This window comes from Dethiosulfatibacter aminovorans DSM 17477 (genome assembly GCF_900142005.1).
Lineage (GTDB): Bacteria > Bacillota > Clostridia > Tissierellales > Dethiosulfatibacteraceae > Dethiosulfatibacter > Dethiosulfatibacter aminovorans.
This window is the reverse complement of sequence record NZ_FQZL01000009.1, coordinates 1-18,613: the sequence shown is the minus strand read 5'-3', so window position 1 is coordinate 18,613 and position 18,613 is coordinate 1. Positions and strand designations below refer to the sequence as shown.

General features: G+C 41.9%; 16 protein-coding genes and 2 other annotated features. Of the genes, 1 reads left to right on the top strand and 15 read right to left on the bottom strand.

Going from position 1 to position 18,613, the window contains the following annotated elements; genetic code table 11:
- Nucleotides 1-56: 56 nt before the first annotated feature.
- From BUB05_RS07305 to BUB05_RS07250, 13 genes are all read right to left on the bottom strand, one after another.
- Nucleotides 57-2,705 (bottom strand): valine--tRNA ligase, encoded by a 2,649-nt coding sequence (locus BUB05_RS07305; RefSeq protein ID WP_073048945.1) that lies wholly within the window; start codon nucleotides 2,703-2,705, stop codon nucleotides 57-59.
- A gap of 14 nt (nucleotides 2,706-2,719) precedes the next feature.
- Entirely contained in the window at nucleotides 2,720-2,890 is a 171-nt protein-coding gene (locus BUB05_RS18660; RefSeq protein WP_175548527.1) for a hypothetical protein, read from the bottom strand.
- 64 nt (nucleotides 2,891-2,954) lie between these two features.
- Nucleotides 2,955-3,158: a binding site (T-box leader), on the bottom strand.
- A gap of 298 nt (nucleotides 3,159-3,456) precedes the next feature.
- Nucleotides 3,457-4,500 carry a type I glyceraldehyde-3-phosphate dehydrogenase gene (gene gap, locus BUB05_RS07300; RefSeq protein ID WP_073048944.1) on the bottom strand — a complete coding sequence of 348 codons (1,044 nt, stop codon included), beginning with the start codon at nucleotides 4,498-4,500 and terminating at the stop codon, nucleotides 3,457-3,459.
- A gap of 391 nt (nucleotides 4,501-4,891) precedes the next feature.
- Nucleotides 4,892-5,902, bottom strand: a complete 1,011-nt coding sequence (gene trpS / locus BUB05_RS07295; RefSeq protein ID WP_073049095.1) for a tryptophan--tRNA ligase — start codon at nucleotides 5,900-5,902, stop codon at nucleotides 4,892-4,894.
- A gap of 89 nt (nucleotides 5,903-5,991) precedes the next feature.
- Nucleotides 5,992-6,190: a binding site (T-box leader), on the bottom strand.
- A 52-nt stretch (nucleotides 6,191-6,242) separates the two neighbouring features.
- Nucleotides 6,243-7,271, bottom strand: coding sequence for a [citrate (pro-3S)-lyase] ligase (gene citC, locus BUB05_RS07290; protein ID WP_073048943.1), 1,029 nt, complete (start codon nucleotides 7,269-7,271; stop codon nucleotides 6,243-6,245).
- 14 nt (nucleotides 7,272-7,285) lie between these two features.
- Complete coding sequence (gene citF / locus BUB05_RS07285) at nucleotides 7,286-8,827, bottom strand: citrate lyase subunit alpha (RefSeq protein ID WP_073048942.1); 1,542 nt, start codon at nucleotides 8,825-8,827, stop codon at nucleotides 7,286-7,288.
- Between the two features lie 10 nt (nucleotides 8,828-8,837).
- The gene (locus BUB05_RS07280; protein WP_073048941.1) at nucleotides 8,838-9,683 is read right to left on the bottom strand and encodes an HpcH/HpaI aldolase/citrate lyase family protein; all 846 of its coding nucleotides are present in this window, start codon (nucleotides 9,681-9,683) and stop codon (nucleotides 8,838-8,840) included.
- 54 nt (nucleotides 9,684-9,737) lie between these two features.
- Entirely contained in the window at nucleotides 9,738-10,004 is a 267-nt protein-coding gene (gene citD / locus BUB05_RS07275; protein ID WP_073048940.1) for a citrate lyase acyl carrier protein, read from the bottom strand.
- A gap of 4 nt (nucleotides 10,005-10,008) precedes the next feature.
- Entirely contained in the window at nucleotides 10,009-11,250 is a 1,242-nt protein-coding gene (locus BUB05_RS07270) for a methylaspartate ammonia-lyase (protein WP_073048939.1), read from the bottom strand.
- 24 nt (nucleotides 11,251-11,274) lie between these two features.
- Nucleotides 11,275-12,723, bottom strand: a complete 1,449-nt coding sequence (locus BUB05_RS07265) for a methylaspartate mutase subunit E (RefSeq protein WP_073048938.1) — start codon at nucleotides 12,721-12,723, stop codon at nucleotides 11,275-11,277.
- 24 nt (nucleotides 12,724-12,747) lie between these two features.
- Nucleotides 12,748-14,139 (bottom strand): methylaspartate mutase accessory protein GlmL, encoded by a 1,392-nt coding sequence (gene glmL / locus BUB05_RS07260; RefSeq protein ID WP_073048937.1) that lies wholly within the window; start codon nucleotides 14,137-14,139, stop codon nucleotides 12,748-12,750.
- A 14-nt stretch (nucleotides 14,140-14,153) separates the two neighbouring features.
- Nucleotides 14,154-14,582, bottom strand: coding sequence for a methylaspartate mutase subunit S (glmS, locus tag BUB05_RS07255; protein ID WP_073048936.1), 429 nt, complete (start codon nucleotides 14,580-14,582; stop codon nucleotides 14,154-14,156).
- Between the two features lie 311 nt (nucleotides 14,583-14,893).
- Entirely contained in the window at nucleotides 14,894-15,760 is an 867-nt protein-coding gene (locus BUB05_RS07250; protein ID WP_245819798.1) for a GntR family transcriptional regulator, read from the bottom strand.
- Between the two features lie 245 nt (nucleotides 15,761-16,005).
- Here BUB05_RS07250 and BUB05_RS07245 point away from each other — a divergent pair, with 245 nt between their 5' ends.
- A complete protein-coding gene (locus tag BUB05_RS07245; protein WP_073048935.1) occupies nucleotides 16,006-16,542 on the top strand; it encodes a helix-turn-helix domain-containing protein in 537 nt (178 codons plus the stop codon).
- A gap of 113 nt (nucleotides 16,543-16,655) precedes the next feature.
- Here the strand turns inward: BUB05_RS07245 and BUB05_RS07240 are convergent, their stop codons facing one another.
- Entirely contained in the window at nucleotides 16,656-17,162 is a 507-nt protein-coding gene (locus tag BUB05_RS07240) for a CPBP family intramembrane glutamic endopeptidase (RefSeq protein ID WP_245819787.1), read from the bottom strand.
- A gap of 244 nt (nucleotides 17,163-17,406) precedes the next feature.
- Nucleotides 17,407-18,556, bottom strand: a protein-coding gene (locus BUB05_RS07235; RefSeq protein ID WP_094762778.1) for an IS3 family transposase whose coding sequence is annotated in 2 segments (ribosomal slippage) — nucleotides 17,407-18,285 and nucleotides 18,287-18,556 — 1,149 coding nt in all. Because the reading frame shifts where the segments join, the coding sequence is not laid out codon by codon here.
- Between the last annotated feature and the right edge of the window lie 57 nt (nucleotides 18,557-18,613).

Here is an 18,613-nt window from a genome sequence, read left to right as displayed (position 1 = left end):
TCATCATTATCAATTTCAGATTGTCGTAACGAGTGAGTAGGGAGCTGAATTCAATATTATTTCTTAAGCTGTTCTATCCTCTCGATTACCTTGGCGAACATGTCCTTGTACTTCTCAAGCTTTTCCCTTTCGGCTGCAACGACCTTCTCGGGAGCCTTGTCCGTGAAGCCTTTGTTGTTGAGCTTGCCTTCAGCTCTCTTGATTTCTCCTTCAAGCTTGGACTTCTCCTTTTCAAGCCTTTCAACTTCCTTCTCAAAGTCTATGAGGTCTGCAAGGGGAATGTAGATTTCAACTCCGTCTATCACTGAAGATGCAGCGTTGTCTCCAGCCTCTTCCTTGCTGCCGATGATCTTTATTTCTTCAACATTTGCAAGATTGCTGAAGTATCCTTTTCCTTCTTCAATCATACCACTGATTTTATCGTTTCCTGGTATGAAATGAGCGGTAACCTTCTTTGAAGGTATAACATCCATTTCTGCCTTTATATTCCTTATACTTCTAACAATATTCATGGCAAGCTCCATCTGATCTTCAGCATCCTGGAAGCAATTGTCATCACTGTATACCGGCCATGAAGAAACAATAAGTCTCTCATCATTTCCAGGAAGGTATCCCCAGATTTCTTCAGTTATGAAAGGCATGAAGGGGTGAAGAAGCTTGAGCATGTCCTTCATAACCTTTATCAGCACGAATATTGCCGTATCCTTGTCAACACCGGCTTCTCCATACAATCTTGGCTTCACAAGCTCTATGTACCAGTCACAGTATTCGTTCCAGATGAATTCATATATCTTGTGCACTGCAATTCCAAGATCAAAATTGTCAAGGTTTGCAGTGATATCCTTGGATACATAGTTAACCCTTGACATTATCCACTTGTCTTCAGGCTTCAGGTTCTTCATTGCTGTCTCTTCATCTATGATGTCGGACTCAACATTCATAAGAACAAATCTTGAAGCATTCCACAGCTTGTTTGCAAAGTTTCTGCTTGATTCAAGCTTTTCAACCTTGAACCTCGTATCATTACCTGCCGTTATTCCTGTCATAAGCATGAATCTAAGTGCATCCGCACCGTACTGGTCGATTACTTCAAGGGGATCCACTCCATTTCCAAGGGACTTGGACATCTTCCTTCCATCTGCATCCCTTACAAGACCGTGAACAAATACATGCTTGAACGGAATCTCTTCCATCTGCTCTATACCCGAGAACATCATCCTTACTATCCAGAAGAAGATAATATCGTATCCAGTAACGAGAACATCTGTAGGATAGAAATACTTGAGCTCCTCCGTATCATTTGGCCATCCAAGAGTCGAGAAAGGCCACAGGGCTGAACTGAACCATGTATCCAGTACATCTTCATCCTGTTTTACATTTGTACTTCCGCACTTGCTGCATTTTTCAGGGGCATCCTTCTGAACCATTGTCTCTCCACAGTCGCTGCAGTAGTATGCAGGTATCCTGTGTCCCCACCAGAGCTGCCTTGAAATACACCAGTCTCTTATATTCTCAAGCCAGTGATAGTATATCTTGTCGAATCTTTCAGGAACAAATTTTGTTTCTCCATCCTTAACAGCCTTTATTGCAGGTCCTGCAAGAGGCTCCATGTTTACAAACCACTGTTCTGAAATCCTTGGCTCTATAACGGTATTGCATCTGTAGCAGGTTCCAACTGCATGGTCTGTTTCTTCAATCTTAACTATGTATCCCTTCTCCTCAAGCTCCTTGACGAAAAGCTTTCTGCACTCGTACCTGTCCATGCCTTCGTACTTTCCGGCAACTTCATTCATGCTACCGTCTTCGTTCATGCACGAAAGCTGCTCAAGGTTGTGTCTTTGTCCTATTTCGAAGTCATTAGGGTCATGGGAAGGAGTAACCTTAAGCGCTCCGGTTCCCTTTTCCATGTCAGGATATTCGTCGCCTATTATTTCAATTTCTCTACCCGTCAATGGAACAATAACCTTCTTTCCTATAAGGTCCTTGTATCTTTCATCATCGGGATGTACCGCTATTGCAGTATCACCGAAGATTGTTTCGGGTCTTGTCGTGGCTATTGTGAAGTACTCTTCTTCATTGTCAACAAAGAAGTATTTCACATAGTAGTAGTTACCCGGTTTGTCCTCATGTTCAACCTCTGCATCCGATATTGAAGTAAGACAATCAGGACACCAGTTGATTATCCTGTTTCCCCTGTAGATAAGTCCCTTGTTGTAGAGATCTATGAATACCTGGGTAACTGCATCGGAACATCCCTGGTCCATGGTGAACCTTTCTCTTTCCCAATCGCATGAATCCCCAAGCTTTCTCATCTGCTCTGTGATTCTTCCGCCGAATTCGTCCTTCCACTTCCATGCTCTTTCAAGGAAGCCGTCTCTTCCAACTTCTTCCTTTGTCATACCTTCTTCATTCTTGATTTTTTCAACCACTTTCACTTCAGTAGCTATGCTGGCATGGTCCGATCCCGGAAGCCACAGGGTTTCAAATCCCTGCATCCTCTTCCATCTTATGAGTATGTCCTGAAGGGTATGGTCAAGGGCATGACCCATGTGAAGCTGACCTGTGATGTTTGGAGGCGGTATCACTATTGTGAAGGGCTTCTTGTCCTTGTTCACCTCTGCATGGAAATGACCTTCCTTTTCCCATGTTTCATAAATTCTTTCTTCGAAATCCTTTGGATTGTAATTCTTTGGCAAATTGTTCATAAAACTCTCCTTTATTAATACATTTTAAACATTATTATCATTCCAATTACTGTTATTGCAAGCCCTGCAGACTTTATCTTCAGCAGCGACTTCATGTCCTTGATCTTTCCTCTTCTAAAGAAGATATCGGAACCAAAGACGATTATGGTGCCTGAAATCAGCATTCCGACTCCAAGATTGTACATTAGATCACCTCATTTTAGCTCAGGAAAGCTGCTTTCCTGCAAAAAATAAAAAAAGCCGGTATTCTCAAAGGACGAGAAAACCCGCGGTACCACCTTTTTTCCATATGGCTCTTGAATAATTTAACGGCTCCCACCGGGCAATCCTACTGAGCTCAGACTGCCGACTCCAAAGCTACCTTCAACATCCATTTACCTGCAGGACCTTCCAGCCAGTGAATCCTGCTCTCTTGAGGTTTAAATGCCTACTCCTCTTCTTCATTGTCTTTAATTAAAGCCTAAGAAAGTAAAAAGTGTGTAATCCCTTGAAACGTTGGTATTACATTTATAAGGATACTTTCTTAAACCTCGTAATATATGTGTCAATTACATTAACGAGACACATATAACGCAGCACAGCTGCTTTTTTGTATACAAGTTATATTATCAAATATATCCATAGCTGTCAATACTTGAAAACACTACATATACACTTAATTCAATGTAACAATAAATCAAATTCCAACATTGTTGAGAAAATCTAAAACGAGAACCCTTCAACGGGTTCTCGAATATCTATATTAATGTCTTTAAGCGGATTTACGTGACCTGTCTCTCCTGTCCTGCATCTTTCCAGCCACATGCTCAGCAAGCTCAAGAAGCCTTCTTGAATATCCCCACTCGTTATCATACCAGGAAATGATTTTAACAAGACCGTCGTTTATTTGAGTGGAAAGTGCATCCACTACGCTCGAGCAGTCTTCCTTCCTGAAGTCCACGGATACTAAAGGATCAGTGCTGTACCCCAGAATACCCTTCATATTTTCTGCCGAAGCCTTTTCAAGAGCGGCGTTCACTTCTTCAAGGGTTACATCCTTTTTAAGCTGTACTACAAGATCCACTACTGATACTGAAGATACTGGAACCCTCATTGCCATTCCTGTGAGCAGTCCTTCCATTTCAGGTATAACCTTGCTGATCGCCTTTGCAGCTCCTGTAGTCGTAGGAATGATTGACTCCGCAGTTCCTCTTGATCTTCTCATGTCGGATTTGTTTACCGCATCAAGAAGAACCTGGTTGTTGGTATATGCATGAACTGTAGTCATATGTCCTTTCTCTATACCAAATTCATCAAGAAGAACCTTGCATACCGGCGCAAGACAATTTGTTGTACATGAAGCGTTTGAAATTATATGCTGGTTTTCGTTGTCATATTCGTGGTGGTTTACTCCTACAACAAAAGTTCCATCTATATCTTTTCCCGGAGCTGAAATTATTACTTTTCTGGCACCTGCATCAATATGGGACTTTGCAGTTTCACCAGTTGTGAATTTCCCGGTAGACTCTATTACTATATCCACACCAAGCTCTTTCCATGGAAGCTTTTCCACATTTCTTTCATTGAGTGCAAGTATTTTCCTGCCGTCTATAACTATATATTTTCCGTCAGTATGGATTTCATTAGACAGTTTTCCATATATTGTATCATACTTTATATTCAAAACTGCATTCTCTATATCCTTTATTCCGTTGATTGCCACTATTTCCACATTCGAGTCATTCTTTTCCAGATAATTTCTCAATGTTATTCTTCCAATTCTACCGAATCCGTTTATTACAACTCTAATACTCATTTCTACCTCCGAGTCTTGAGACATTTTTTGTCCCGATTAAGTTCTCCGCCTATATGATAACATAAAAAAAGTATATTGCAAGCTTTATTTTGTTTTTTTAATAATTTCTTTACAATACATTATTTTATGTCCATCTGGGACTCGATGCGACCCTGTTTATTTGTTGAAAAGTCAATCGTTTGCCCCCTGAAATCATTATGCATATTTCATATTGACTTAATAAAATACAGGGAAACGACTTTCCCGCCTATTTCCCTGCATATTTCGTTATAAATTTATCTTTCTATTTTCACGCAAGAATCTTCCCAATACAAAACCACCTGCCAGACATCAACAATCCAACAGGTGGCAATTACTTTTCATTATTCTCTTTTGTCAGTCAGCCAATCCTCTAGTATCTCGGAATAAATCCAACCTTCTTATATACCTTCCTCAGTGTTTTCTTCGCTACCGCTTCCGCCTTCTCGGCACCCTTCTGGTATACCGACTGGAGATACGCCTTGTCTCCCAGAAGTTTTTCAGCTTCTTCCCTTATTGGCCTCAACTCTTCGATTACAACCTCTGCGGTGTCCTTCTTGAAGTCTGCATAGCCCTTTCCTTCATACTTGCTTACAATGGCATCCATGGATTCTCCCGTTATCTTTGAGTACATTCCAAGCATGTTCATGATTCCAGGTTGTTCTTCTGAATATCTTACTATTCCTGAAGAATCAGTGACGGCTCTTTTGAATTTCCTCATGATGTCATCAGGAGAATCGCTTAGAAGTATGTAAGAGTTGACATTGTCATCCGATTTGGACATCTTGCTTGTGGGATCCTGAAGACTCATTATCTTTGCTCCAACCTTTGATATATAAGGTTCCGGCACTACGAAGGTAGGGCTGAATCTGTTGTTGAATCTCTGAGCTATGTCGCGACTAAGCTCAAGATGCTGCCTCTGGTCCTCTCCCACCGGTACAAGGTCCGCCTGATAGAGAAGTATGTCCGCAGCCATGAGCACAGGATAATCAAATAGACCTGCAGTAATGTTTCCTACATTCTTTTTTGACTTGTCCTTGAACTGTGTCATCCTTCCAAGCTCTCCGAAGTATGAGAAGCAATTCAGCACCCATGCCAGTTCGGCATGAGCAGGTACATGGGACTGGATGAAAAGCGTGCTTTTTTCGGGATCAAGCCCCGATGCCACATAGTTTGCCAGCACCTCCAGTGTATTCCTTCTCAAGTCCTTTGGCTCTTTTGGCACTGTTATGGCATGCATGTCCACTATGCAGTAAACCGAATCATATTCATCCTGCAAACCAACCCAGTTTTTTATAGCTCCCAGGTAGTTGCCTAAAGTCAGTGATCCTGACGGTTGTATTCCGCTAAAAATTCTTTTCCTTTCAGTCATGTTTTCCTCCATGTATATTGATTTAATAGTTTTCATTTATGTATGTTTCTTTAAAATGCAATAATAGCTTTAGGGCTATAAAAAACGCCTCCATGCATAAACATAGAGACGAATATAATCCGCGGTACCACTCTCATTGGTTGAAACCCACTCAAAGGTTTAACGCACCCGACGTCCATCCCTACTTGATTCAGGATGAAAGCTCCAGAGTCCATTCATTCAGTTTCCAGTATCCTCTCCCACCGACGAGGACTCTCTTCAACATTCCACGGAATTACTAATCTCTTTCAAAGCATTTAATTCATATATACTATTATACCCGCAAAACATGATATGTCAAGAGCTGTTGCAACTAGTGGAGAGAGTCACTTCCCTTTATCCGGTCTATGGTTGCTTTCCCTTCCTTTGAAAAAAGGTATTCATACACATCCTTGCAGACAATGGCTTTTACATCTTCAATTTTGTCTTCCCTGATTTTTTGCCTGACCATTGATGCACTGACTGCCTTGCCATCCAATTCATGCCTTTCAACCTCTACAACTTCAATACCGTATCCAGGGAGAATTTTCTTCATTCCTTCATTGTAGCTGCCCGTCATATCGCAGTAGGGCTCGGTACCTACATATCTCTTTTGGATGTTGAAGACAGATCCTATGTACTTTCCAAATATCTTAAGGTCTATCTCCATATACTGGGATGATTTTTCATCCTCCCTCAGGAAATATGACGGGAAGGTATTTGAGGATATGATATACTTCCCTCCGGGTATAACGTGTACATTCCCAAACCCCCTTGTACATTTTCTAACAAGGTCTAGCCTTGTTTCAAAGGAAAAAAGGGACTTGTCTTCCTCGACTATGAATACTACGACTTCCTCGTTTTCTTCTGAAGCTGTTTTTATAAGATGGAGATGTCCCTTGGTTATTGGATTGCAGTTCATTACAATAGAAGCTTTCCTGCCATTTCCAAGTCCACTTTTTTCAAGCATACCCTTCACATAGTCATCTATTCCTCTTCTTCCGTTTTCCATGAGAACAACCTTTTCAGAAGATACTATTTCCGTGAAGCCCAGCTCCCTGAATATGTCCGTATTGGCCTTTTTTGTAAATACAAAAACATCATATATTCCCCTGTCAAAAAGATGGTTCATCATATGTGTCACCAATTTGGATCCCACACCCGTATTTCCACAGGTACATCTCACCGCTACGCTTTTTATGATGTTCCCTGCCGACGAACATGTTCCTACGATTTTCCCTTCAGATTTTGCTACAAGGGTATGCTCCACATCCTTTTCAAGCTCAATCTCAAAGGGAGATAGAAATTCTTCTATCTCCTGTCTGTTTCTTAAATCAAATTCTTCAATGTAAACATCATACATGACATCACATCCCTCTAGTCGATAACCTTTCTTATTACATCTATTACCGTGCCGTCCCTATATTCAACGACACCTACTATTTCATCCTCGAATTCAAGCCTATCGGGAACTCCTGAAATATTTTCGGCCATCTCCTTAAGTTCCCCTATTGTGTATATTGGCAGCTTGGTGTCCGAGAGCTTTTCAAGAAGATCCGCTCTTCTTGGATTTACTGCAACACCTCTTTCAGTAACTATTATATCTACAGTTTCTCCCGGAGTTGTAACAGTAGTCACACTATCCACGATTATTGGCAACCTTCCCTTTATGAGCTTCGTAACCACAATTGCAAGCTTGGATCCTGCAGCAGTGTCGCTGTGACCGCCGGAACCGCCCATTATATTGCCGTTTGAGCTTGTTGTTACATTTACATTGAAGTCGGTGTCAACCTCCGTTGCACCAAGTATCATTACATCAAGGTTGTTGACCACTGCACCCTTGTTGTGCGGATTGCCGTACATGGATGCAGACATTGCCTGGTGCTTCATGTTCCTGCCGTAGGATTCTATTGAATACATGTCGAAACACTGGACATCAAAAAGTGATTTGAATAAACCTTCTTCAAGCATTTCAACCAAAAATCTGGTTATACCGCCTGCTGCAAAGCTTCCCTTGATGTTCTGATTTTTCATTTTTTCCTTCACAAAGGCTGCAACTGCCAGGGATGTGCCTCCCGCTCCTGTCTGGAAGGAAAATCCGTCCTTCAAGAGACCTGAATTTTCAATTATCTCCGCAGTCATCTTCGCAATTTTTAGATCAATAGGATTCTTCGTAACCTGCGTCGTTCCGGATACTATTCCCTTTGGATCACCTATGGAATCCACCTTTACTATATAATCAACATACTCCTGGCTGATGTCAATGGGACAGGCCGGATATTCAACCATATTGTCGGTAATTGCCACAGTCTTGTCTGCATACATTGCATCGGGAACTGCATATCCCAAAGTACCGCAGGCAGAAGGCCCTTCAACTCCGTTGATGTTCCCATAGCAGTCCGCCGCGGGAGATGCTATGAAAGCTACATCTATATGGAGGTCTCCTGATTCTATGGCTCTTGCTCTTCCACCATGGGTGTGCATAATCGCAGGATACTTGAGCTTTCCTTCAGACACTGCATCTGCAACAGGCCCTGACATGTAGTTTGCACAGATTCCTGAAACAATTCCATCCTCGATCAGCTTCACGAGCGGACTGTGAACAGGAAATATTGAGCTCGCTGCAACTCTCAGGTTTTTTATTCCATGATTGGCAATTTCTTCCATGACGAGATTAAGCACCTTGTCTCCATTTCTCAAATGATGATGGAAGGATACTGTCATCCCATCCTTCAACCCGCATTTTACAATGGCATCCCTTAAGGATTCAACAACCTTGTTTTCACCGGGCTTCACGCATGTGAATACAGGCTGTCTTCTTGTAGCTTCTGCAATATTTCCGAAGGGACCATCGTAAAGTTTCGGCGTCCCGTAGTTTTCTATATATTGAGGAATTTCTCTTCCTATACTGTTCTTCACATTATCACCCCTAGATAAGATCTGCCTGTTTTGCAATCTCTACAACCTTCTCAGCTCTTGATATTATAGGTGCATCAATCATTTTGCCGTCCAGGGATATGACTCCCTTTCCTTCCCTTGCAGCCTTCTCAGCAGCATTGATGATTCTCATTGCCTCGTTTATTTCTTCCACCGTAGGTGAATATACTCCATTTATTATTTCAATCTGACGTGGATTTATGGCTGCCTTTCCGGTCATTCCAAGAGACTTTCCCACAAGGGTGTCCTTTTCAAGACCTTCCTCATCGTTGGTGTCAGTAAAGGGCGTATCTATGGCATCCACTCCGAAAGCCTTGCATACCGCTGCAATCCTGTTCCTTGCGTAAAAGATCTCGCTCCCTTCCTTTGTCCTCTTGATTCCCATGTCTGCAGTGAAATCCTCTGCTCCAAAAAGAACTCCCTTTATTCTGTCGGAAGCCTTTATTATGTCCGCTACTGTTTCCAGGCTATAGGCTCCTTCTATTATTGGGAAGAGAATGATTTCAGTATCCTTTACCATTTCGTCTACAGCTCTTATATATTCCGCCGTTGCCTTTGGCACCATTATGCCATCAGGCTTTGCAACAAGTAAAGCATCAATATCCTGGGCACCCTCGACCGTATCCATGCCATTTATTCTCACTACTGTTTCCACAGCACCCAAATCCAAATTCAGAAGTGCATTCCTCACGAGAAGCCGTGAAGAATCCTTCTCTGTAGCTCCAACCGCATCCTCCAGGTCTATGATGACGCTGTCCGCACCGAAAACATCGGCATTTTGAATCATTCCCGGATTGTCTCCGGGAATGAACAACATAGTTCTTCTTAATTTATTCAATCCATTGCCTCCTGCATCATGATATCCTGTCCCTGTGGACGGATTTAAAACAGCCTATTTTGACGAACGAATGGCTGCAGCTTCAACCCTTGCCTGTATTGTACAATCAAGTGCTCCCTTGTCTACGGCAATTACATCTGCATTTTCCACGCCCATTTCTTCCAGGGTCTTTGTTATGACCCTTTTTATCTGGCTGCCGAACTGCTTCATGACTATGCTTTCAAGCTTGATATTTATTCCTTCACTTTCATTTGGATATATCGTAATATATATATCGCTTGATTCAAGAGTACCGGCTTTTGCCGGTTTTAATATTTCCATATTATCACCTGTTTAATTTTGATAATGCAATAATCCTGTTCATCTCATTGTATACTATCATAAATCCTTCGTCAACGCCCATGCCCGGCTTTGCAAGGCACTGGTCAGCTCCACAGGCCACTGCAATATTGGTGCATATCTGCGCAGACCTGTCCGTCTCATTGCATGTTCCTCCACAGTAGGCTCCTACGTCATTCCTCTTGCAGTAAAGGATTGCTTCAATTATATTGTTTATTCCACCAAGATCCGGAGTCTTGATTTGAACCATGTCTGCCGCATCTTCATCAACGAAGAGCTTGATGTCTTCAAATGTATTGCACCATTCATCCGCCACTATTTCAACATTGATATTCTTGTCTGCGAGCATCGCCTTCAAGTTTTTAAGTATCTCAACCTGCTTTTCCCTGTTTTCGATATCTATAGGACCTTCTATTCTCAGCTTGTGAGGCTTGGCTTCAACCTCCAGCTCCCTGAAATATTCAGAAATCCTTTCAAGGTCGTTGTCGAAAGCTAAACCTATTGTACCGTAAACATCTATGTGGAACACAATCTCCTTGGATTTGTCTGTATTGTATTTTTCAACCCTGTCCCTAAGCCATCCGACATATTCGACAAGCTTTTCTCCATCGTTGCCAAGCTTTTCTTCAACATTGTTTATTAGACCGTGGGGAATTACATCGGCTCCCTTGATGATCATCTTATCGGTGTTTGAATATCTGTCGTCGCCCGATTGTGTAAATATCGGTATTCTCTTGAACTCAACATTTGTATCATATTCTTCCTTGATCACCTGAGCCATTGTCTTTCTCTTTGCCTTTGACACTCCGTCGAGTATAGCCTGAGTAACTCCATACCTCAAGGCTGTATGCATGTTTCTGCCGTCTATCTGCATGGTGTCAAATTCCTCTGCAAGATCCTTGAAGCTTTCAAGCTCCCTTCCAACAAGTTTTGGAGTTACATGTTTCTCAAGCACGGGTATGAATTCATCTGCAAGAAAGAGATTGTCCCTTCCGCCCGCTCCGGAATACTGCACCGCTGCACAGTCTCCGTGGGCAACCTGTCCGTCTTCAAGTACTATCATTACGGATACACATTCTCCAGCCTGCCTCACACTCGAGAATCCTTCGGTTACAGCTTCTCCCTGGTACAAGAATCCGTCCTTTCCCGCACCATTCTTTATAGCCCTCTGATCGTCAAAATAAAATCCCGTTCTTCCCTTTGTATAAACCACATCTATAATCTTCATCTTTTAACCTCCTGTAATTACCGTCTATTCCGGTCTCCCTATCAATATTCCCTTGCTTACTGCAAATATATCATCTATTACCATGTCAAAGCTAACATTTCTCTTTTCATAAGCCCCTCTTTCCTCAAGAAGCTTTTTGTGATAATCTTTAACGTCCTTGTCTGCCGGTATGTTTCCAAAATCAAGATACCTAACTGCACCGAAATTGTCTCTTTCAGGAAGCACCTTCCCTTGGTTGAACTTGCTTGGTGCAAAAGGTATGTCCATTATTCCCGTTTCAAAGGCTTTAACAACCCCCTGTGCCAGATCCCCCATTCCAACCTCGAATACCTTGTCGATTATGCACTTGGTTTCTCTTTTTATCATTTCGATTTCCTGGTCCAGTTCACTGAATATTGGAATACTTTGGTATTTGGTGAGGTTGATTATCTGCTTTGTAGCCTTGATACCCTGGGCATTAGCTTCCTTTGTAGGTATACCAAGTGCCTCGTGAGGAGTCTTTACGATAACCTTCGTAGCTCCTGCGAATGATGCTGCAACCGAACCCCAGCTTATTACGGAAAATGCCTTTGATTCATCTTCCGGGAATCCTCCCATCCACTGGTGGAATACAGTTGAAAGCTCGACATCATATCCATATTCCTCAAAATATGATTCAGCTTGCTGGGTTAACGCCTTTATTGCCGCTATATCCTGTATAAGACTGCCGCACTGCCCGTAGCCAAGAGTTAGATTCTTTACTCCCTGTTCGGCAGCCAACAGACCTTCTATTATGGCTACGGCATTTGATATGCTCGGAGGAACCAGAGTTCCTGTAAGCGGTCCAAAGGGCTCTCTGTTAATCTTTATTCCATTTTCTTCATATATTCCTGCCAGTCTGTCGCAATACTGCCAGTCGTAAATAGTCTTTTCCAGCGAAACACTCTTTGCATAAGGAATGTTGTATGAGATTCCTCCACCTTCGTTTGATGTCCAACCACCGGCGTGAATGATCTCCGACAACAGTCTTGCATCAGGCGTACCGTGTCTTGCCTGAACTGGTCTGTTCACATTTTCAAGAACCTTTCTGCAGTTGTGCACACCATGATTAACTACAGGAAATCCATTAAGAAGGGATCTGTTTTCCTTTATGCTCTCGTCAATTCCCGTCTGGCATTCATTGTATCTGTTCTGTCTTGTATAGCTGTCTATAGTTGAAGGCAGAAGATCCGCCCCACCTTCGTCCTGCAGATAGTTAAGCAGTTCAATGTGCTCATCCACAAGTGCAACTCCCGCTCTCGGCTGAACCAAGGTAATTCCGTTGTCCTTTGCCTTCTTGAGCTGAATAGAAAAGTTCTTCTCTTCCGGCACCCTGCTCATATAATCTACAGCTTCCCGGAAGTCCACATCCTTGCCTGTACTCCAGTGCGTCAGGACATCTTCTCTAATCTTGTAAAACAAATCATCGCTTAATCTCTTATTTTTCAAATTCATACCTAATAATCTCCTCATTGGTTTCTATCCAATATTAACTATATGTTTCTTCAGCAGCTTAAGTGCCTTGTTGGGATATCTTTCTGAAAGAAGTCCCATTGCAGACAGTATATAGTCCCTGTCCAGCAAATATTCAGGTTTCTCAGGCTTAAGATATTTCTGATCCCCTATACTTTCAAGTCCCGACCTGAGTATCTTTCCCGGATTCCTGCTTTTAACTATTGCCCCTCCTGTACCGAGCACATATCCCGTTTCCGTAAGGTCTTTTCCTTCTTGTGAATATACGACTCCCATTGGCGTATATTCTGCCGTCATGACTCCTATATGTCTTTCAATAGCCATTCCCACAGCAGTGGTGCAAATAGTTTCATCAACAATCATATCCTCTTCGGTCTGTGGAATCAGTCCTCTGTTCCTCGAAAGATATTCGCACCTTTTCTTTATGTCTATGCATTCACCTTCCATGAATTTCTTCATTTTCACAAATCCTGCAGATTCGTATAATGATATGGCACTTTCCCTCATTCCAAGGTCGCCTTCCACGGTTCTCTTTGCATAAGGCTCCTGAAGTCCCTTGAACACAACTCCGGACTTCGTCGGATATCCCTTTGATATGGAATGGACATCAGTAGTGGCCCCTCCAATATCCACAACCAGAATCTCTCCTATACCTTCCTCTTCATTGGTTCCATCAGCTAATAAATTGACTGCCTTCAAAACGGCAGTCGGTGTAGGCATCATTATATTGTCGATCTCTTTCTCTGCTTCTCCAAGACCCTTTGCGTCAATGATTTTCTCCATGAAGACATCCCTGATGGCTTCCCTTGCAGGTTCTACATTTAGAACATTCAGTCTGGGCATTACATTCTCAGTGATCTTGTAGTATATCCCCTTTTCATCAAATACATTTTCTATATGGTCTACAGCATTCTTATTGCCTGATAATACAATTGGAATGTCACCAATTTCTCCCGACAGCAATTCTGCATTTTTAACGATACAACTCTTGTTTCCACCGTCAGTTCCTCCGGCAAGAAGAATGATGTCAGGTTTTTCTTCTACTATGTCTTTTATTTCTCTGCAGCTAAGCTCGTGACTGTAAGTCTTGTACACCTTTGACCCCGCTCCAAGGGCAGCTCTCTTGGCAGCCTCTGAAGTAAGGTTCTGAACAAGGCCAATGGATATCATCTTCAGACCTCCTGCGGCACTGCTGCAGGCAAGCTTTTCAACATACTCAATCTCCGTATCTTCAGTCTGTTTCTCGATTTTTTCAAAGGCCTTATAGTAGCCTTCCATTATATTTGTATCCACTGTTGTTTCACTTGAAGCCACTGCAATAATTTCATCATTATCAATGTCTACAGCCGTCATCTTCGTATAAGTACTTCCAAAGTCAATCAACAATACAGCTTTCATAATAATCTGTCCTTTTATACCGCCATTGTGTCTATGCCGATGCCCAGGTCTTTCTTAAGGTTCGCAATGGACTCCGCCGGTGAAGTTCCAGGTGCATAGACCCTGTCAAATCCCATATCCTTGAATCTTTTCTCAACAATATCAAAATCCTGCTTTCCGACAACAAGATTGCCTCCTACATACAGGATTACATCTTCAAGTCCTGCTTCTATACACTTTTCCTTTAGACCCTTGCAGTCGATCTCACCGTGTCCATACAATGAAGAAACGAGTATTGCCTTTGCATCAGTTTCTATAGCTGCATTTATGAAGTCCTCCTGTGAACTTAGTACACCTATATTAACAACATCAAATCCAGCCTTTGAAAATGCATGATCCAGTATTTTATTTCCCACCGCGTGACAATCTGCTCCAATTACTCCTAAAACGATAGATTTACCCATAATTTTTCTCCTTTCCATCTAATTGGCACCATCCAATGCCGATTGGTATCATGGACTAGTCCATTTAGGTCAATATAGCATACCTTTTTGCAAAGGTCAATAGCATTTCACAAATTGATTTATCGACTTGCATTCCTGCATTTACAAGCTTTTGCATTATTGCTTCATATACGGTAGAACCTTCTTTGTTCCTTTGCAATCAACACCCCAAGAGTCCACTTCCCTAAAATTGGCACTAAAAAAGGCTGCAATTTTGATTGCAACCTTTGAAAACTTTCATTTATTTCAGGCCTTTTTCTAATTGGCCCACATCATTTCAGTTCCATGAGCCTCGATTTTATAATTTTGATGGACTCTTGGTCAAGGAAATATAAAAAGTTTATTATCTCTTTGCTTTTCCCAACAATTTCCGACACCTTTTTTCCTCTTCCAGGAGAGATGATTACGACATCAACCTTGTCCACCACTTCCTTTATAGCTTGTTCTTCAGTGCTAATAGTCTGAATTATCTCAATATTTTCAATTCCGGACAGTTCCAGTGCATCCTCCACCTTCTTCATGAATTCATATGACTGACTTATCAGACCATATTTTGTTCCCGGCGGATATTTTGCCATCTTGACTATCGATTCTATGCTCGGATTAATGGCAGCTCCCATTATTTCCATATTATAGTTTCCCAAAAGCTCCTTTGTTTCCTTGAGATGCTTGTATGTAACAATTGCAAACTGGGTATTTCTCAACTTCCTATTCATTTCATCATCTGGATTCTCAAGCTCGGACAATACGACAGGCGACACATTCATGTCCGTCACCTCATTGAGCTGGTCAGAAAAAACCTGTGCCTGTTCAATGTTGCACTCAATGAATATGGCATTGACACTCTTCATCTTGCTTTCCTTTTCCTCAATCCGAGTCTGCACAAGTTCTAAGAATTCCTCTGCAGAAAGTCCCGATCCAAGGGCCTCGTCTATTGCAAGGTCGATTATTTTCAGGACCTTGTCCTGAACAGCGTGCCTCTTCCATATGTGGGCCGCTTCATCAACAAATGTACCTCTTCCCTGGTATGAAACAAGAACGCCCTCATGTTCAAGGAGCTTGTATGCATTGGTAATCGTGTTCCTGCTTATATTCAGCTCATTTGCAAGCTGTCTTTCCGTAGGAAGCTTGTCCCCCACCTTCAAGATGCCTTTTTTATGTTGCCGGTTATCTGGTTCTTTATCTGTATATAAAAGGGAACCCCGCTGCTTCTGTCTATATCAATCTTCATTTTATGCCTCCGCAATATTGCTTATGGGTTAATTTTACAATATACCACTTAGCTATGCAATGATTTAATTGACATGGAGCCCTTATAAAAGTATAATGATTGTGCCTGTTAAGTTTAATATTAGTAAACATGGGCAAAATTTGAGGTGATCATTTGAACATTGGAGAAAAACTGAAAACACTCAGAATAAGAAGAGGATTGACGCAGGAAGAGCTGGCGGACCGCTGCGAACTCACAAAAGGCTACATATCCCAGCTGGAAAGGGACCTTACTTCCCCTTCTATAGCAACACTGATGGATCTGTTGGAATCACTTGGTACCAACATCAATAATTTCTTCAGCGATACAGTGGAAGAAAAAATCGTCTTTAAAAACGAAGATGTATTTGTGAAGGAATTCGATGAGCACTACAATATAAACTGGATAATACCAAATGCACAGAAAAACATGATGGAACCTATACTTGTAGAACTGGAAGGCTTTTCCGAAACAAAACCGGACTATCCTCACGAAGGAGAGGAATTCGGATACGTACTGTCCGGAAGCATCTATCTCCATTACGGAGAGGACAAACACAAGGTGAAGAAAGGCGAAAGTTTCTACTTCAAGCCAAGGAACAACCACTATATCTCAAACCCCGGCAAGAAACCCGCCACCGTACTGTGGGTGAGTACGCCGCCTAATTTTTAGGAAACAACAAATTTCAAACAACAAGCCGATTCCCCCAAGTATGCCGGGGGAATTTTTTAGTGATTTTGATTTCAATTCTTTTCAATTTACAAGAAAATTTTGCTGGATTTAGTTCATGGCTTCTTTTTCATAAACCAGATTGTAATACCTATAGCCACAAAAACATGAATCCAAACCCAAACCCAATACCCGGGTTGTGGAACGTCTGCCATGTGAAGCATCGGAAAGAAAGGTACTGATACATTGCTAATTGCATGAGTTATCCATGGAATGATCAACTTTTTACCACTCAAATTATATAACCATCCAATAATTACAGACATACTCACAGTATATATCAAAAAAGCAAAGAACGAATAATATGCGTGACCCTCACCCGGCATGAACCAGAGCGGCAGATGCCACGTACCCCAAACCGTTCCCAACAGAATACTCCCGCGAAGAATTCCGAATCGATTCTGTAATGGTTCCTGAGCATAACCACGCCATCCAAATTCTTCCTGTCCGCCGCCCGCAACAAGTATAAGAATAAAATATGGAATAATCAAGACTATGACTGGAACTGCTAAATCCTCCGGAAACAGATTAGAAGGCAGAGTATCAATACCTGTAAGATTCACAATATAATGCGCCGTTGCAGTTGTTAACACAGGTAATAGTAATATAACGCCCCCCACTGTCAAGACAAAAGTTTTATCAATTTAAGTTAGGTGCTCCTTTCATTGATATTTATAGTAATCTAGCCGCTGTCAAGGGCGAGGTACGAGCTTGTATACCCTTGACTGCATAAGCAGATATCCTGTTGTCAGTGCCAGTCATGGCACCTGCCTTCCGGCGAGGATGGGTTTTAGGGCAAAGCCCTAATCATGCTGAAATTTTCAGGAATGGAATCCCGTGGTAAATTTTAGCCGGTGTTGTGTAATCAAATGTCTGGTGTGGTCTATTGGTATTGTAATGTAGAATGTATTCATCTATTAATCTTTTGAGTTGTCTGCCATTTGAATATTCTTCAAGGTAGAGCTTTTCCCATTTCAAACTTCGCCAGAAACGCTCGATACAGATGTTGTCAAGGGCTCTACCCTTGCCATCCATTGAAATCTTGATACCATTGGATTTCAGGAGGCTGATATAGGCATCACAAGTAAACTGCGATCCTTGATCTGAATTAATAATGTCAGGCTTGCCATGAGTGGCTATGGCCTTGTTTACAACTCTTGTGATGAGTCCCTTGTCCATTGTGTTGGACAGCTCATAAGCAACAATATATTTTGAATGCCAATCAATGATAGCAGCAAGGTACATGAAGCCCTTTGGCATTCTGCAATAGGTAATATCAATACTCCAAACCTGATTAGGCTTTGTGATATTCATTTTTCGAAGCAGGTAAGGGTACAGATATTTAGCACGACCTCTCTTGCTTAGGTTTGGTCCTGGACATAGCCCGTGGATGTTCATCTCACGCATATACTTACGAGTGCGCTTACGGTTGATCTTAACATCATAGTCCCTATTGAGTATAACTGTCATTCTTCTGTAACCGTATTCAGGATGGCTGGTATAGATCTCATCTATGAGCCATTTTATGGCATACTCCTCAGACCTGTCTATTTCAGCAGGTATGTAGTAGAGTGTGCTTCTATTGATATCAAGCAGTTGACACTGCCTGGTTATCGTCAATTTAGGATGTTTACTTATCATTTTTTGGCGATTCTGTCGGGAGACCGAATTGTTTAGATTTTTTTTTGAGCCAATTGACCTCACACGTCAATTGACCAAGTTGTCTATGAAGTTCATCAACTTCTTTTTCATGCTCCTTCTGCAGTTTTTCAGACTCATCTTTATCCTTGCTGAAGGCTCTTGATGCATTCTTAAGAAATTCGGTTTTCCAACGAGTTAACTGATTTGGTTGAACTTCATACTTAGCGGCAATCTCCACAAGCGTCTGTTCCTCTCTCAATACTTCGAGGACAATCTTGGTTTTCTGTTCTGGGGTAAAGTTTCTTCTCTTTTTCATAGCTTTATTCTAACTTATTTTGAGGATTTTGTCGTCTAGTTTCTTGGGTTCATTATA

What these genes read in the sequence shown, in the direction of transcription:
- BUB05_RS07305 (WP_073048945.1), bottom strand. Translation starts at nt 2,705, where the DNA reads ATGAACAATTTGCCAAAGAATTACAATCCAAAGGATTTCGAAGAAAGA.
- BUB05_RS18660 (WP_175548527.1), bottom strand. Translation starts at nt 2,890, where the DNA reads ATGTACAATCTTGGAGTCGGAATGCTGATTTCAGGCACCATAATCGTC.
- gap (WP_073048944.1), bottom strand. Translation starts at nt 4,500, where the DNA reads ATGAGTATTAGAGTTGTAATAAACGGATTCGGTAGAATTGGAAGAATA.
- trpS (WP_073049095.1), bottom strand. Translation starts at nt 5,902, where the DNA reads ATGGAGGAAAACATGACTGAAAGGAAAAGAATTTTTAGCGGAATACAA.
- citC (WP_073048943.1), bottom strand. Translation starts at nt 7,271, where the DNA reads ATGTATGATGTTTACATTGAAGAATTTGATTTAAGAAACAGACAGGAG.
- citD (WP_073048940.1), bottom strand. Translation starts at nt 10,004, where the DNA reads ATGGAAATATTAAAACCGGCAAAAGCCGGTACTCTTGAATCAAGCGAT.
- BUB05_RS07270 (WP_073048939.1), bottom strand. Translation starts at nt 11,250, where the DNA reads ATGAAGATTATAGATGTGGTTTATACAAAGGGAAGAACGGGATTTTAT.
- BUB05_RS07265 (WP_073048938.1), bottom strand. Translation starts at nt 12,723, where the DNA reads ATGAATTTGAAAAATAAGAGATTAAGCGATGATTTGTTTTACAAGATT.
- glmL (WP_073048937.1), bottom strand. Translation starts at nt 14,139, where the DNA reads ATGAAAGCTGTATTGTTGATTGACTTTGGAAGTACTTATACGAAGATG.
- glmS (WP_073048936.1), bottom strand. Translation starts at nt 14,582, where the DNA reads ATGGGTAAATCTATCGTTTTAGGAGTAATTGGAGCAGATTGTCACGCG.